This window comes from Massilia norwichensis (assembly GCF_024753245.1).
GTDB classification, from domain to species: Bacteria; Pseudomonadota; Gammaproteobacteria; order Burkholderiales; family Burkholderiaceae_D; genus Telluria; species Telluria norwichensis.
This window is the reverse complement of the sequence record NZ_JANUGX010000004.1, coordinates 20,420-35,494: the sequence shown is the minus strand read 5'-3', so window position 1 is coordinate 35,494 and position 15,075 is coordinate 20,420. Positions and strand designations below refer to the sequence as shown.

The following is a 15,075-nucleotide window of genomic DNA, read 5'->3' as shown; positions in this document are numbered from 1 at the left end:
CCTACGTTTGCATCAAAAAGCGGTCCCATGCACCGCCGCCTTTCGCGTCGAATCGGCACTTCGGAAGGCACGCAATATCTACGTCGTGAAGCACCTTCGGATTAAAGAGTACTGATACATGCCCAATTTCGCCCGACTTCAAATTGCCTTCAAGAATGTTTATGTCCGTATCCTGACTGCCGTGTTGCTGGGCATGATGGTGGGCTGGTTCATCTACAAGGCCGATGTCCCGCAGGACCCGTCGCCGGTGGTGCACTCGCAGAACATCTCCGAGATCACCCAGCTGGCATCGCAGAAAGAGCGCCTGGACTACCTGCTGGTCGCGAATCCCCTGTCGGATGCGCCGCGCTATATCTACAAGTTCAAGGGCGCGCCGCAACTGCACGTGGTGAAGGTGCCGAGTACCTCCCACCTGTCGCTGGAGCGTGAAGTCCTGCTGAAGAACGCGATCCCTTACTCGATCGCCAAGGAAGACTACCTGAGCTCGCACAAGGCCGTCCTGCAGGACGAGAACGAAGGCTTCGCTGCCGACGTTATCTCCTTCATGAAGCGCCATGCGCTCGACCTGACTGTGCTGGTCCTGATCCTGTACGCCCTGAAGTTCGGCATCCCGGGCATGAATGCCGGCGGCGCCCAGCTGATCTCGCCGGACAAGCTGAAAGGCTCGCTCGACGACCTGATCGGCATGGAAGACATCAAGCAGGAAGTGCTGCACCTGGAAGACATGATCCGCAACCGCGAGTTGTACAAAGAGCACAACATCGACAAGCCCTTCAACGTCATGCTGACCGGTCCTGCCGGTACCGGTAAGACCAAGCTGGTCGGCTACCTGGCCAAGCGCCTCGACATCCCGCTGATCCAGGCCTCGGGCTCGGCCCTGGAATCAGGCTACGTCGGCGGTGGTTCGAAGGCGCTGAACGCCCTGTACCGCAAAGCATCGAGCAAGGGCCGCTGCATCATCTTCCTGGATGAAGCCCAGAGCCTGTTCATGCCGCGCGGCCGCAGCGAAAAGAAATGGGAAGACGACACCGCCAACACTCTGCTGGGCCTGCTGGACGGCGTGAAGAGCGACAAGGGCCAGGGCGTGATCTGGGTGGTCGCCTCGAACTTCGACGATGCCTCGACCGAGATGGACGAAGCGATGCTGCGCCGCTTCTCGGTGAAGATCAACTTCCGCCTGCCGAACAAGGCCGAGCGCCGCGAACTGCTGCGCAGCTTCCTGTCGCGCAAAAAGGAAGGCCTGGTGGACTGGAACGACCTCGACCTCGACCAGGTGGCCGAGATCACCCAGAACCTGAGCCCGGCGCTGCTGGAATCCGTGGTCGAGCGCGCATCGATGCTGTCGATCCAGGAAAAGGTCATCATCAACACCGACCTGCTGTTCCGTGCCTACGAGCGTGCGACCATCGGCCTGACCGACCGCGCCACCACCGCCGAGAAGCACAAGCAGCGCGAGCGTATCGCCGTGCACGAACTGGGTCACTTCTTCATGCAGATCGACCCCTTCCTGCGCGCCGGCATGAGCCTGGACGAAGTGAAGGAAAAGTCGCACCTGCTGAAAATCAGTACCGAAGCCGTGTCGAAGATCGGCGCCCTGGGCTATGTCCTGCAATCGGGTGACGACATGTCGCTGCGCACGCTGGAAGAGCTGGAGCGCGACGTGATCGGCCTGTACGGCGGCGTGGCGGCGGAAGAGCTGTTCTACGGCGCCCGCGGCATCTCGGTCGGCAGCCAGAACGACATCGAGAAGATCACCAAGATGCTGAACCTGATGGTGGGCCGTCTGTCGATGTACTCGCGCGCCAAGATCGACTACAGCCAGATGGGCAACGACGCCTCGGGCGAGCACACCCTGCGCCAGGTCGAGGAAAAGTCGGATGAGCTGTACAACTACACGCTGAATTCGATCCGCGATTACCAGGACGTGATCGTGGCGATCAAGGACACGCTGCTCGACCAGTACGTGCTGTCCAAGGATGCCGTGTTCGCCCTGCTGGAGCAGCACAAGGAAGCCCTGATGGCAGGCCTGCAGCACGCCCGTCACGCCAGCCTGAAGCTGTGCGGCGAGGCCGAGGAAGCCGTGGCCTGATGTTGAAAGTTTGGTGATAGTTCCGGGCCCGGCCCGGACTTTGCGGCGGCGGACAGCGATGTCCGCCGCTTTTTTTTCAGGGTTTGCCCGGCGCGGCCAGCTCCTCGCGGATCGCGCGCAGGGCCTGGTCGGTCTCGCCCAGCCAGCGCACCGCCAGCTGTAAGGGAATGGCGTCACGCTCGGCGACGGCGGGCAGCGCCAGCGCCGGCAGTGTGTCCCCCGGCGCCTGGGGCGCGGCCGGCGGATCGAGCAGCGCGGCCACGGCGTCCAGGCGCGCGGCCAGCTCGCCGGCGGCCTCGCGCAGAAGGCTGGAGGAAGGCGCGTTCTGTATCGCCAGGAAGCAGCAGTGGCGCACACAGTAGGCGATGCGTGCCAGACGCGCCAGGTGCTGGCGGCGGTTTTCCTTCGACCCCGGATAGGCCGTGCCGGTGACGGGGCCGAGCGCCTGGCGCAACGCCTGCAGCTTGCGGTCCAGTTCGCGCATCGCCGCATGCCGACCATCCGGCTGGCCATCGGGCTGCGCTTCAAGCCAGGTCGCGCGCAGCAGCTCGCCCGCCGCCCGCAGCAGCGCCGCGCTGCGGCTGCCCGATTCGTCGCGGGTGTGGGTCGGGAACACCAGGCGGGCAGCGAGGATGGCGCTGGCCGCGCCGACGGCGGTTTCTTCCAGTCTGAGCAGCAGCAGGCCCGGACTGTTCATGCCCATCAGTTCGTACAGCATGGCCAGCATGGCGCTCAGCAGGACCGTGTAGGTGTTCTGCATGCCGTGGAAGGCATAGTAGCCGGCGGCGATGAACACGAACAGCAGCGACAGCTCGAGGCCGCGGTGGCCGTGCGCCAGTTCGGCCACCGCGATACCGACGGCGACGCCGGCCATCGTGGCCAGCACTTGCCGCCAGGCGCCCGACAAGGTCTGGCCGACGGTGGCGGCGCGGGTGAACACGATGAAGGATGCGAACACGGCCCAGAACCAGTGATCCGGCGCCAGCGCGCGTCCCGCCAGCATGGCGCCCAGCGCGGCGGCGCAGGCCTGCAGCGCGCGCCGGGTGGTGCCGTTTGGCCGCGGCGTGTCTTCCTGCGGCTTGCGCTCGTCGCGCATGGCCGGCAAATGCCCGTCGGCCGGGGGCAGGGCGGCCAGCACTTCACGCGCGCGGCGCAGGCGCCAGCGCAGCGCATCGGGCAAGCGGGCGGTATCTGGATGCTGCGCCGTGCTGCCGGCCGCGCGCGCCGCCGCGGCGACGGTTTCCGCCGCCAGTTCGGCGTGCAGGACCTGGGCGCGCAAGACCGCGGCCTGGCTGTCGTCCGGATGCACCGCAAAGTCGGCGATGCGCGCTTCCAGCCCCAGCGACTGCCGGTTCAGGGCCGCCAGCTGGGCATCGATCCGCTTGCGGCTGGCTCGTCCCAGCCCATGCAGCAGGACGGCGATGCGCGCCCGCCAGGCACGCAGCTCGCTGCGCAGCATCCGGCCGGGGTGTTCCGGCACCAGCCAGAAGCGGATGACGAAGGCGATCGCACAGCCGCCGAACACGAACAAGGGGTGCCACTGCGCTTTCGAAGGCGGGACCTTCAGCAGCAGCGCATAGAAAAAGGACTGGTAGGCGATGGTGCCCAGGCCGGTGGCGCGCGGCCCGAAGCGGCGCACCTCGAAGGCGGCAAAGATGACGAGCAGGAAGCAGATCCCGCTCAGCCAGGGATCGGCGGCGACCAGGCTGCCGAGCACCAGCACCGCGCTGGCGACCACCGGCACCCAGGCCATCGTGACCTGCTGCTGCCTGCGGCCCGCATCGGGCAGGGCGGCCGCGGCAATCATCGGCACCACGATACCGGCCAGGGACAGCTTGTATTCCTGGCCGAGCAGCCGGGTCAGGAGCAGGAAGGCGCCGGCACAGGCGCCGGCAGTGAGCACCGCGCGCAGGCTGCTGCGCAGCCGTTCGAGCGCGGGATCGGAAGCGATCAGGCAGTCGCGCAGATAGCGCAGGTAGGCCCGGAGACGATGCATGGCGTGGTGTCCGGGCATCCCGGCAGTGGCGGAACCGCCACTGTACAAGATGGCAAGGACAGGCCACGCACGCTTCAGTGCGCCGCCGGCGCCTCCTCCAGGCCATGCAGCACGTGCTCCGCCATGCTCCTGGCCAGCTCGCGCTCGCCGACGAACACGGTGCCGCCGGTTTCCTCGCGCAGCAGGCGCGCTTCTTCTTCGCTGTGGGTGCGCACCACGCAGCGGATCGAGGGATTCAGGGCCTTGGCCGTCTCGATCATGGCGCGCACGTGGAAGGTGTCGGGCGTGGCGATCACCAGCATCGAAGCGCGGGCCACGTGGGCCTGGATCAGCACCGCCGGATCGGCCGCGTTGCCGGCCACTGCGGGCTGGTCGCGCCGCCGCAGCTCCTCGACCATCTCGCGGTTCTGCTCCGCCACCACGTAGTGCACGCCCTGCTTGTCCAGCGCCTCGGCGATGCGCTTGCCCACGCGGCCGTAGCCGACCAGCACCACCTGGCCGGTCAGGCGCTCGTGCGTGACCGTCATCGGCAGTTCGGCCAGCGGGTCGGCCGAACGTTCGAGTTTGCGCGCCAGGTCGGACTTCGAACGCAGCCATTCCTGCAGCGGATTGATGGCCTTGAACATCAGCGGGTTGACGGCGATCGAGATGATGGCGCCGGCCAGGATCAGGTTCTGGCCGAGGTCCGGCAGCAGGCCCAGCGACATGCCGAGCGCCGCCAGGATGAAGGAGAATTCGCCGATCTGCGCCAGGCTGGCCGACACGGTAATGGCCGTGTTCAGCGGATAGCGCAGCGCCAGCACGAGCACGAAGGCGGCCAGCGATTTACCGAACAGGACGATGGCGACCACCGCCAGCAGTTCGAGCGGATGCTCGACCAGCACGCGCGGATCGAACAGCATGCCGACCGAAACGAAGAACAGCACCGAGAACGCATCGCGCAGCGGCAGGGTTTCCTCGGCCGCGCGGTGCGAGAGCGAGGATTCGCGCAGCACCATGCCGGCAAAGAAGGCGCCCAGCGCGAAGGAGACGCCGAACAGTTCCGACGAGCCGTAGGCGATACCGACCGCGGCGGCGATCACCGCCAGCGTGAACAGCTCGCGCGAGCCGGTCTTGGCCACGCGCCACAGGAACCAGGGGAAGAGCTTGCGGCCGACCAGCAGCATGAAGGCGACGAAGGCGCCCACCGACAGCAGGGTCTTGCCGAGCGCCAGCCACAGCGAATCGCCGGCGCCATGGCCGCCATCCGCGCCGTGGCCGCCCAGCGGACCGGCCAGTGCCGGCAGCAGCACCAGCACCAGCACCGTCACCAGGTCCTCGACCACCAGCCAGCCGACCGCAATGCGGCCGTTGAAGGAATCGAGCTGGCCCCGGTCTTCCAGCGCCCGCAGCAGCACCACGGTACTGGCCACCGACAGCGACAGGCCGAACACCAGGCCGGCGCCCAGGCCCCAGCCCCACAGGTAGCTGACCCCCATGCCCATCAGCGTGGCCACCGTGATCTGCAGCACCGCACCGGGCAGGGCAATGCCCTTGACCTCCATGAGATCGTCGAGCGAGAAGTGCAGGCCGACGCCGAACATCAGCAGCATCACGCCGATCTCGGCCAGTTGGGAGGCGAGCGCCACGTCGGCGACGAAACCCGGGGTGGCCGGGCCGATCAGGACGCCGGCGGCGAGATAGCCGACCAGGGCCGGCAGGCGGACGCGCACGGCGAGCATGCCGAACAGCAGGCCGAAGCCGAGGGCGGCGGCAATGGTGGTGATCAGACTGATGTTGTGGTGCATTAGGACGAGGCCTCCTTATCAAAGATAAACCTGTCCAGTATAAGCGACATCCCACCCTACGGCATCGTTGCCAAGGCCAGCAGCGCCTTGCGCAGCGAAGCCTTCACCGCATCGAACTGCGCGCGGCGCTGGCGCCTGTCGAGCCGGAACAGCATCAGGCCTTCGACCTGCGCCACCACCAGGATCGCGCGCTGCATGGTCTCCTCGTCGGACAGGGCCGGGTTCAAGCCACGGATCAGGTTGTAGACGGTCTTGCGCTCGCGCCCCAGCATCTTGTCCATCAGGCTGGAGGCGAAGGGATTGCGCGAGGCCAGCGCCCAGATCTCGAAGAACAGCGCGTGCGTGACCGGATCGGTGAGCTCGTCCAGGAACATGTCGACCGTGGACAGGAAGCGATCGAGCTGCGAGCGCCCGCGCATGGCCGCCCCCAGCTCGTCCATGCGGGCCTGGAAGGCGTCCATGGTGGTCAAGAGCAGGGCTTCCAGCAGCAAATCCTTGCTGCCGTAGTAGTGCTGGACGTTCGACAGGCTCATGCCGGCCGACTGGGCCACGCGCCGCATCGACAGCCCGGCATACCCTTCGGTGGCGAGCAGGCTGCGCGCCGCATCGAGGATGTCCTGGGCCCGCCCAAGGCCTTTTTCGGTGGTGCTGGACGCCTTGTTTTTCAGGGCGCCGTCGAGAGTCATGTCCATACGCCGATTATACTTTATCGACTAGTACGCTTGACCTATAATTAAGCGAAACTAGGTCGGGTGACCTGATGACGAAGTCAATCAGCGAGGAGACAGGCATGAGCCAGAAAGTATTCGTCAGCGGCGTGGGCATGATCCCGTTCGCCAAGCCGGGCGCCAGCGCCCCTTATCACGAGATGGGCGCGCTGGCGGCCCGCGCCGCGCTGGAAGACGCCGACATCGCCTATGAAGACGTGGAGCAGGCCTATGTCGGCTACGTCTATGGCGATTCGACCTGCGGCCAGAAGGCGCTGTACGGCGTCGGCATGACCGGCATCCCGATCGTCAACGTCAACAACAACTGCTCGACCGGCTCCACCGCGCTGTACCTGGCGCGCCAGGCCGTGCAGAGCGGCGCCGCCGACTGCGTACTGGTGCTGGGCTTCGAGCAGATGAGCCCCGGCGCGCTGGCCTCGGTGTTCACCGACCGCCCGGCGCCCTTCGACGACTTCGACGCCGTCACCGATCGTCTGGTCGGCAAACCCGAGATCCCGCTGGCGCTGCGCTACTTCGGCGGCGCCGGCCTGGCGCACATGGAAAAATATGGCACCCCGCTGGCGGCCTTTGCGCGCATTCGCGCCAAGGCCAGCCGCCACGCCGTCAACAACCCGCTGGCCCTGTTCCGCAAGGAGGTCAGCGAGCAGGATGTGCTGGACGCGCCCGCCATCTGGCCCGGCGTGATGACCCGCCTGATGGCCTGCCCGCCGACCTGCGGCGCCGCCGCCGCGGTGCTGGTCTCCGAGAACTTCGCCAAAAAGCACGGCCTGCGCGCCGACGTCCACATCGCCGCCCAGGCCATGACCACCGACCGCCCGGGCACCTTCGATGCCGGCGACATGATGCGCCTGGTCGGCTACGACATGAGCCGCGAAGCCGCGAACAAGGTCTACGCCCAGGCCGGCATCGGCCCCGAAGACCTCGACGTGGTCGAGCTGCACGACTGCTTCGCCCACAATGAACTGATCACCTACGAAGCCCTGGGCCTGTGCCCGGAAGGCGGCGCCGACAAGTTCATCCAGGATGGCGACAACACCTACGGCGGCAAGGTCGTCACCAACCCGTCCGGCGGCCTGCTGTCGAAAGGCCACCCGCTGGGCGCGACCGGCCTCGCGCAATGCTTCGAACTGACCCACCAGCTGCGCGGCAGCGCCGGCGCGCGCCAGGTCGGGAACGCGAAGGTCGCGCTGCAGCACAACCTGGGCCTGGGCGGCGCCTGCGTCGTCACCATGTACCGCGTATGAAAGGCGACACCAACATGCACTACGTCTCCCCCTGGATGGATGCCGAACTCGAAGGTTTCCGCGATGCCGTGCGCCGCTTCGTCGACCATGAAATCGCGCCGCACCAGCAGCGCTGGCGCGAACAGCAGCACGTCGACCGCGAGGTCTGGCGCAAGGCCGGCGAGATGGGCCTGCTGCTGGCCGACATCCCCGACGACTACGGCGGCTCGGGCGGCAGCTTCGCCCACCAGTGCGTGGTGTTCGAGGAGCTCTGCTACGCCGGCGACACCGCCTTCGGCCTGCACGTGCACGCCATCGTCGCGCATTACCTGCTGAACCAGGGCACCGAAGAGCAGAAACGCCATTACCTGCCCAAGCTCGCCAGCGGCGAGATGATCGCGGCGATCGCCATGTCGGAGCCGGGCGCCGGCTCGGACCTGAAGGGCATCCGCACCACCGCCACCCGCACCGACAGCGGCTATCGCCTGAACGGCTCCAAGACCTTCATCTCGAACGGCTACATGGCCGACCTGATCCTGGTGGTGGCCAAGACCGATCCGGCGGCGGGCGTCAAGGGCGTGTCGCTGATGCTGCTCGAAACGAAGGACAATCCGGGCTTCCGTGTCGGCCGCATCCTGGAAAAGGTCGGACAGAAGGGCCAGGACACCTGCGAGCTGTTCTTCGACGATGCCCACGTCCCGCTGGCGAACGTGCTGGGCGGGGAAGAGGGCAGGGGCTTCGCCCACCTGATGACCGAGCTGCCTTACGAGCGCACCATCGTCGGCGTGTGCGGCGTGGCCTCGATTGAGCGCGCCATCCGGCTGACCGTCGAGCATGCGAAGGAGCGCAAGGCCTTCGGCCAGGCCCTGATCGAGATGCAGAACACCCGCTTCGTGCTGGCCGAGGCCAGGACCGAGGCCTTCGTGGCGCGCGTGTTCGTCGACCGCTGCATCGAGGACCTGATTGCCGGGCGCATGGATACGGTGCAGGCCTCGATGGCCAAGTACTGGATCACCGACCTGCAGTGCAAGATCGTCGACCAGTGCGTGCAGCTGTTCGGCGGCTACGGCTATATGCTGGAGTATCCGATCGCGCAGATGTACCTCGACGCTAGAGTCCAGCGCATCTACGGCGGCGCCAACGAGATCATGAAAGAGATCATCGCCCGTTCCTTGTGACGCTGGGACGACATTGAGCCGGTAGGGTGGGCACCCCGTGCCCACGTGTCACGTACGCGTACCGCCGGTATCCGCGTGGGCACAGGGTGCCCACCCTACGTGGAGAATCGAATGGCAGGACCGTTAGCAGGATTAAAAGTAATCGAAATGGTCGGCATCGGCCCCTGCCCCTTCGCGGCGATGATGCTGGCCGACATGGGCGCGGACGTGATCCGCATCGACCGCAAGCCGGATCCGAAGGCGCCCAATCCTTACCCGATGCTGGGCACGAAGTTCGACGTGATGGCGCGCGGGCGACGTTCCCTGGCACTGGACCTGAAGGACCCGCGCGCACGCCAGCTGCTGCTCGACCTGATTGCCAAGGCCGACGTGCTGGTCGAAGGCTTCCGGCCGGGCGTCATGGAAAGGCTGGGACTTGGGCCCGACTGCTGCCTGGAACGCAATCCGCGCCTGGTCTACGGCCGCGTGACCGGCTGGGGCCAGACCGGGCCCTTGTCGCAGGCGGCCGGGCACGACCTGAATTACGTGGCACTGTCCGGCATGCTGCACGCGATGGGCCGTGCGGATAGCCCGCCGGCGCCGGCGCTGAACCTGGTCGGCGACTTCGGCGGCGGTGCCATGATGCTGGCCTTCGGCGTGGTCTGCGCCGCCCTCGAAGCGAAGAACTCCGGCAAGGGCCAGGTGGTCGACGCCGCCATGACGGACGGCGCGGCGCTGCTCGGTGCCATGATGTACGGGCTGCGCGCCTTCGGGTCCTGGAGCGATGCGCGCGAAGCCAACCTGCTCGACGGCGGCGCGCCGTTCTACGACTGCTATGCCTGCGCCGATGGAAAATTCATCTCGATCGGCGCCATCGAGCCGCAGTTCTACGCCGAGCTGCTGGCACTGACGGGCATGCAGGACCCGCAGTTCGGCAAGCAGTGGCGCCAGGCCGACTGGCCGGAGCTGAAGCGCAAGTTCGCCGCACTGTTCGCCACCCGCACCCGCGCCGAATGGTCCGAACTGCTGGAGGGGACCGACGTCTGCTTCGCGCCCGTGCTCGACATGGCGGAAGCGCCGCGGCATCCGCACAATGCGGCGCGCGGCACTTTCGTCGAACGCGATGGCGTGACCCAGCCGGCGCCGGCACCGCGCTTCTCGCGCACCCAGGCCGAGATCGGCCCGGCGCCGTCCAGCCCCGGCCAGGATGGCGCCGCGGTGCTGGCGGATTGGGGCTGGAGCGCGGCCAGCGTGGAGGCGCTGCGGCGCGCCGGCGTCCTCTAGGCTGGGCTAACATGGCGGCATGAATAAAACCGCGGAATTGCGCCAGTCGAAGCAGCTGGCGCTATCCTTCTTTGCCGGCGCGGCAGCGCTGTTCGTGCTGTCGCTGTTTTTACCCCCGAACTGGTGGACCGGCCTGCTGAAGGCCTTCGCCGAAGCCGCGATGGTCGGCGCGCTGGCCGACTGGTTCGCGGTGGCCGCGCTGTTCCGGCGCATCCCGATTCCCTTCGTCTCGCGCCACACCGAGATCATCCCGGCCAACAAGCACCGCATCGCCGACAACCTGGCAGCCTTCGTGCACGAGAAATTCCTCGACACGGATTCCATCGTGCGCCTGATCCAGCGCCACGACCCGGCGCAGAAGGTGGCCGACTGGCTCACGCATCCGGAAAACACGCAGCAGCTGGGCCGCTACCTGGTGCGGACCGCCGGCTGGGCGCTCGACTTCATCGAGGATGCGGCGGTGCAGAACTTCGTGCGCCGCGCCGTGCACGGCATGATCCAGGGCGTCGATCTGTCGAAGACGGCGGGAACGATCCTGGAAAGCGTGACGCGCGACGGCCGCCACCAGGAGCTGCTCGACGAAGGCATCCTGCAGCTGGCGAAGCTGCTCGCCAACGAAGACACCCAGGAGCTCATCGCCCAGGGCATCGTCGACTGGCTGCGCGAGGAATACGCTTTCATGGAAAAGATGCTGCCTTCGGAGCTGATCGGCCGGAAGGGCGCGGACATCACCGTCAAGCTGGCGGCCGGCATCCTGAAACGCGTCAGCGAAGACCCGCAGCACCCGCTGCGCCAGCGCTTCGACGCCTTCACCGGCGACTTCATCGCGCGCCTGCAGAGCGACCCGGCGTTCGAGCAAAAGGGCGAGGACATCAAGCGCTACCTGATCGGCGACGAGACCTTGAACGGCTATCTCGGCTCGCTGTGGAGCGACCTGAAAGCCTGGATCAAGGCCGACCTCGACAAGGAGGATTCGACCCTGCGCCGGCGCCTGGAAGCGACCGGCGCCTGGGTCGGACGCACGCTGGCCGAAGACCCTGCGCTGCGCGCCTCGCTCAACGAGAACCTGGAGCTGGCGGCGCGCGGCGCGGCGCCCGAGTTCGCGGGCTTCCTGACGCGCCACATCGCCGACACCGTCAAGAACTGGGACAGCCGCGAGATGTCGGAGCAGGTCGAACTCAACATCGGCAAGGATTTGCAGTACATCCGCATCAACGGCACCGTGGTCGGCGGCCTGATTGGCGTCGTGCTCTACCTGCTGTCCGCGCTGCCGATGCTGCTAAGATGAGCGCAACGCCGTCGATCTTCAGGAGCCGTCATGACACAAGCATTGAATGCACTGCTGGCCGGCACGCCGGAGGCCGAACTGCTGCCCGGCCGCGACCTGCTCGAGCTGGCGCGTTACCTGATCCCGATGGAAGCCAGCCTGGTGCAGGGCTGCCTGGTGGCGTCCGGCATCCCGGCGGTGCTGGCCGACGCCCACCTGGTGCAGACCGACCTGCTGCTGGCGCCGGCGCTGGGCGGCGTGCGCATCCTGGTGCCGGCGGATTACCTGGTGCAGGCGCAGGCGGTGCTGGCGGCGTTCGAGCGCGGCGAGTTCGCGCTCGATGAGGACAGCGACGTCAGTGGCAACTGATCAAGCCGACAGCTTCTGCATCTCCCGATACAAATCCGACTTACCCTCGAAGCCGATACCCGGCAGGTCCGGCATCGTCACAAAACCGTTTTCGACCTTCACCCCATCCGGAAAGCCGCCGAAAGGCTGGAACAGGTCCGGATAGGACTCGTTGCCGCCCAGGCCCAGGCCGGCCGCGATGTTCAATGACATCTGGTGGCCGCCGTGCGGGATGCAGCGCGTGCGCGACCAGCCGTGCTGGTGCAGCATGTCCAGCGTGCGCAGATATTCGACCAGGCCGTACGACAACGCGCAGTCGAACTGCAGCCAGTCGCGGTCCGGGCGCATGCCGCCGTAGCGGATCAGGTTGCGCGCGTCCTGCATCGAGAACAGGTTCTCGCCGGTCGCCATCGGCTTGTCGTAGTAGTTGCGGAGCAGCGCCTGCAGCTCGAAGTCGAGCGGGTCGCCGGCTTCCTCGTACCAGAACAGGTCGTACTGCGACAGCGCCTTCGCATAGCGGATCGCGGTGTCGAGGTCGAAGCGGCCGTTGGCGTCGACCGCCAGCTTCTGGCCATCTCCGAGTACGCTGAGGATCGCGTCGATGCGGCGCAGGTCCTCGTCGAGCGATGCGCCGCCGATCTTCTTTTTGACGACCGTGTAGCCGCGGTCGATGTAGCTGCGCATCTCGTCCTTCAGCTTCGTATAGTCCTGGCCCGGATAGTAATAGCCGCCGGCCGCGTACACGAAGACCTTGCGCTCGGGCCGGCCATTGCCGTAGCGGTCCGCCAGCAGCTGGAACAGCGGCAGGCCTGCGATCTTGGCCACCGCATCCCACACCGCCATGTCGATGGTGCCGACCGCCACCGAGCGCTCGCCGTGGCCGCCCGGCTTCTCGTTGGTCATCATCGCGGCCCAGATCTTGTGCGGGTCGAGGTTGCTGCCGCTGTCGTCGACCAGGCTGCCTGGATCGGCTTCCAGCACGCGCGGAATGAAGCGCTCGCGCATCAGCGTGCCCTGGCCATAGCGGCCGTTCGAATTGAAGCCGTAGCCGACCACCGGCTTGCCGTCGCGGATGACGTCGGTGATCACGGCCACCAGGCTCAGCGTCATCTTGCTGAAGTCGATGTAGGCGTTGCGGATGGAAGAGCTGATGGGGAGGGTCTGTTCGCGGATCTCGACGATTCTCATGGTGGCTGCCTGCGTGTGGGTCTTTGAAGCCATCAGCTTAGTCGCCGCGGCCACGTCTATAATTTCCCAGGAATGAAATCATTATTAACCTGGAGTGAATAATCGCATGCGGCCGGACAGCACCCTCGACATGGAATTCTTCGTGCTGGTGGCCCGCCACGGCAGCCTGGCCGCGGCCGCACGCGCGCTCGACCTGACGCCGCCGGCGGCCACCAAGCGCCTGGCCCAACTGGAGGCGCGGCTGGGCGTGCGGCTGGTGAACCGCACCACGCGCCGCATCAGCCTGACGGGCGAAGGCGAGACTTATCTGACGCATGCGACGCGCATTCTTGCGTCGATTCGCGAAATGGAAGACGCCGTCGCCAGCGGCCGCGCCGCGCCCAAGGGGCTGCTGCGCGTGAATGCCACCCTCGGCTTCGGGCGCACGACGATCGCGCCCATCGTCTCCGCATTCGCCAAGCGCTACCCGCAGGTCGAGGTGCAGATGGAAGTGACGGACCGCCCGGTCGACCTGGTCGACAGCGGCTACGACCTGGCGATCCGCTTCGGCGCGCTGCCGGACACGCGCCTGAACGCGCGCCGGGTGATGAGCAATCGCCGTTTCCTGTGCGCGTCTCCTTTGTATTTGCAGCGGCACGGCACGCCGTCTTCATTGGCCGACCTGGCCCGGCACCGCTGCATCGTGCACCGCCAGAACGACGAGGCGCACGGCGTCTGGCGCTTTTATTCAGGCGAAGGGGAAGAACACAGCGAGACGGTGAAGGTGCATGGCGCGCTGTCGAGCAACGACGGCGACATCGTGCTCGGCTGGGCACTGGATGGACACGGCATCCTGGTGCGTTCGGAATGGGACCTGGCGAAGTATGTGGACAGCGGACGCCTGCACATCGTGCTGCCGCAGTACCGGCTGCCGTCGGCGGATTTGTTTGTGTATTACCTGAACCGGCGGAATCAGGCGGCGCGTACGCGGGCGTTTATTGATTTTTTGGTCGAGCATTTTCGCCAGCCGGCCTAGCTCTCCATCGAAATCTCAACGATCTTGCCCTTGCCATCGAAGCGCACGCTGACGACATAGTCGGTGACCTTGCCCGGCAGGGTGAAATCGAGGTATTCCATCTCATCGCTTTCGCCCCAGTGCGCATGCAGTTCGAGAATGTCGAGCACGGCGGACGGATCGGGGCGGGCCGTGTGCAGATGCTGTTGCCAGTAGTCGGACGGCAGCTCTTCCAAATGGAAGGCGACGAACATGGCGACGCCGGATTCCTCGTCCTCCATGTCGAAACCGTTCTTGATGGCCTGGCGTGCGGCGCTCTCGCGGCGGGACAATTCGGCGGCTTGGTCGGTCATGGGCGTGCGCTTTCAGTGTTCAGGTATGGCGATTGTAGGGCCGCGCGTGCACCTCATCCGAAGTCTTTCGCAGGCGCGGCCAGAATCTGGTCATTGTATCGGGCAGGGGCATGAAGCGGTAGGCGACGGCCGATGCGCTGAATTCCGCTTCCAGCGCGGCCCATTCGGCGGGCGGCATGGCCAGGAAGGCCAGCTCGCTGGCGTGATAGGAATCGACGCAAAAGCGGATTTCGGCGATGCCTTTTACCAGGCGGTTCAGGGTCAGCAGCACCACCATGTCGTCGTTGCGGTCGTGCTTGACCGGGGCCCGCAGCCTGCGTCCGCGATGCGCGAGGTAGACGTTTTCCTTTTTGCCTTCGACGCTAAAAGCGACGGGCGGCACGCCCAGCTTGCCGGCGAATTGTTCGTTCCAGCGGTCGACGGCATCGCCATTGCCGGTCCACAGGAATTCGGCGGCATGCTCGTCGCGCTGGATGTAGCGCGTCCATGAACTCTTGTCCTTGGGGAGCATCAGGATGGCGCGTGCCGACGCGTAGGAGGCGGAGCGCTTAACCTGCGCACGCGGTGCACCGGGCGCGGCGATGGCGCCATTCTTCAGGAACAGGGCGCCAAGGAAAAGGAAGAGGCGTCGTTGCATGGTCGTCTCCAATGCCGGGGAGCC

13 protein-coding genes are annotated in these 15,075 nt (G+C 66.4%); 7 read left to right on the top strand and 6 right to left on the bottom strand.

Annotation, left to right across the window (positions count from 1 at the left end; genetic code table 11):
• Positions 1–118 precede the first annotated feature (118 nt).
• Positions 119–2,089: an AAA family ATPase gene (locus tag NX782_RS04715; protein ID WP_258844267.1), complete on the top strand. Its 1,971-nt coding sequence runs from the start codon at positions 119–121 to the stop codon at positions 2,087–2,089.
• A 76-nt stretch (positions 2,090–2,165) separates the two neighbouring features.
• On the opposite strand, the gene NX782_RS04710 is transcribed toward NX782_RS04715, so the two are convergent.
• The 3 genes from NX782_RS04710 to NX782_RS04700 all read right to left on the bottom strand — a co-directional run bounded on the left by NX782_RS04710 (position 2,166) and on the right by NX782_RS04700 (position 6,564).
• Positions 2,166–4,085: an FUSC family protein gene (locus NX782_RS04710; protein ID WP_258844266.1), complete on the bottom strand. Its 1,920-nt coding sequence runs from the start codon at positions 4,083–4,085 to the stop codon at positions 2,166–2,168.
• A 74-nt stretch (positions 4,086–4,159) separates the two neighbouring features.
• A complete protein-coding gene (locus NX782_RS04705; protein WP_258844265.1) occupies positions 4,160–5,872 on the bottom strand; it encodes a cation:proton antiporter domain-containing protein in 1,713 nt (570 codons plus the stop codon).
• A 56-nt stretch (positions 5,873–5,928) separates the two neighbouring features.
• Positions 5,929–6,564, bottom strand: a complete 636-nt coding sequence (locus tag NX782_RS04700) for a TetR/AcrR family transcriptional regulator (RefSeq protein ID WP_258844264.1) — start codon at positions 6,562–6,564, stop codon at positions 5,929–5,931.
• Positions 6,565–6,662: 98 nt separating this feature from the next.
• Here NX782_RS04700 and NX782_RS04695 point away from each other — a divergent pair, with 98 nt between their 5' ends.
• From NX782_RS04695 to NX782_RS04675, 5 genes are all read left to right on the top strand, one after another.
• Positions 6,663–7,844: a lipid-transfer protein gene (locus NX782_RS04695; RefSeq protein ID WP_258844263.1), complete on the top strand. Its 1,182-nt coding sequence runs from the start codon at positions 6,663–6,665 to the stop codon at positions 7,842–7,844.
• A gap of 14 nt (positions 7,845–7,858) precedes the next feature.
• Positions 7,859–9,001 (top strand): acyl-CoA dehydrogenase family protein, encoded by a 1,143-nt coding sequence (locus tag NX782_RS04690; RefSeq protein ID WP_258844262.1) that lies wholly within the window; start codon positions 7,859–7,861, stop codon positions 8,999–9,001.
• Positions 9,002–9,112: 111 nt separating this feature from the next.
• A complete protein-coding gene (locus tag NX782_RS04685; RefSeq protein WP_258844261.1) occupies positions 9,113–10,264 on the top strand; it encodes a CaiB/BaiF CoA transferase family protein in 1,152 nt (383 codons plus the stop codon).
• A gap of 19 nt (positions 10,265–10,283) precedes the next feature.
• Positions 10,284–11,552, top strand: a complete 1,269-nt coding sequence (locus NX782_RS04680; RefSeq protein ID WP_258844260.1) for a DUF445 domain-containing protein — start codon at positions 10,284–10,286, stop codon at positions 11,550–11,552.
• A 30-nt stretch (positions 11,553–11,582) separates the two neighbouring features.
• Positions 11,583–11,900, top strand: coding sequence for a putative signal transducing protein (locus NX782_RS04675; RefSeq protein ID WP_258844259.1), 318 nt, complete (start codon positions 11,583–11,585; stop codon positions 11,898–11,900).
• Here the strand turns inward: NX782_RS04675 and NX782_RS04670 are convergent, their stop codons facing one another.
• A complete protein-coding gene (locus NX782_RS04670; RefSeq protein WP_258844258.1) occupies positions 11,901–13,067 on the bottom strand; it encodes a mandelate racemase/muconate lactonizing enzyme family protein in 1,167 nt (388 codons plus the stop codon).
• 106 nt (positions 13,068–13,173) lie between these two features.
• Here NX782_RS04670 and NX782_RS04665 point away from each other — a divergent pair, with 106 nt between their 5' ends.
• Complete coding sequence (locus NX782_RS04665) at positions 13,174–14,082, top strand: LysR family transcriptional regulator (protein ID WP_258844257.1); 909 nt, start codon at positions 13,174–13,176, stop codon at positions 14,080–14,082.
• Here NX782_RS04665 and NX782_RS04660 read toward each other — a convergent pair.
• Both NX782_RS04660 and NX782_RS04655 read right to left on the bottom strand, forming a co-directional pair.
• Positions 14,079–14,414, bottom strand: a complete 336-nt coding sequence (locus tag NX782_RS04660) for a DUF2004 domain-containing protein (RefSeq protein ID WP_258844256.1) — start codon at positions 14,412–14,414, stop codon at positions 14,079–14,081. The genes NX782_RS04665 and NX782_RS04660 overlap by 4 nt on opposite strands.
• Before the next feature lie 19 nt (positions 14,415–14,433).
• Complete coding sequence (locus NX782_RS04655) at positions 14,434–15,051, bottom strand: hypothetical protein (RefSeq protein ID WP_258844255.1); 618 nt, start codon at positions 15,049–15,051, stop codon at positions 14,434–14,436.
• Positions 15,052–15,075 lie beyond the last annotated feature (24 nt).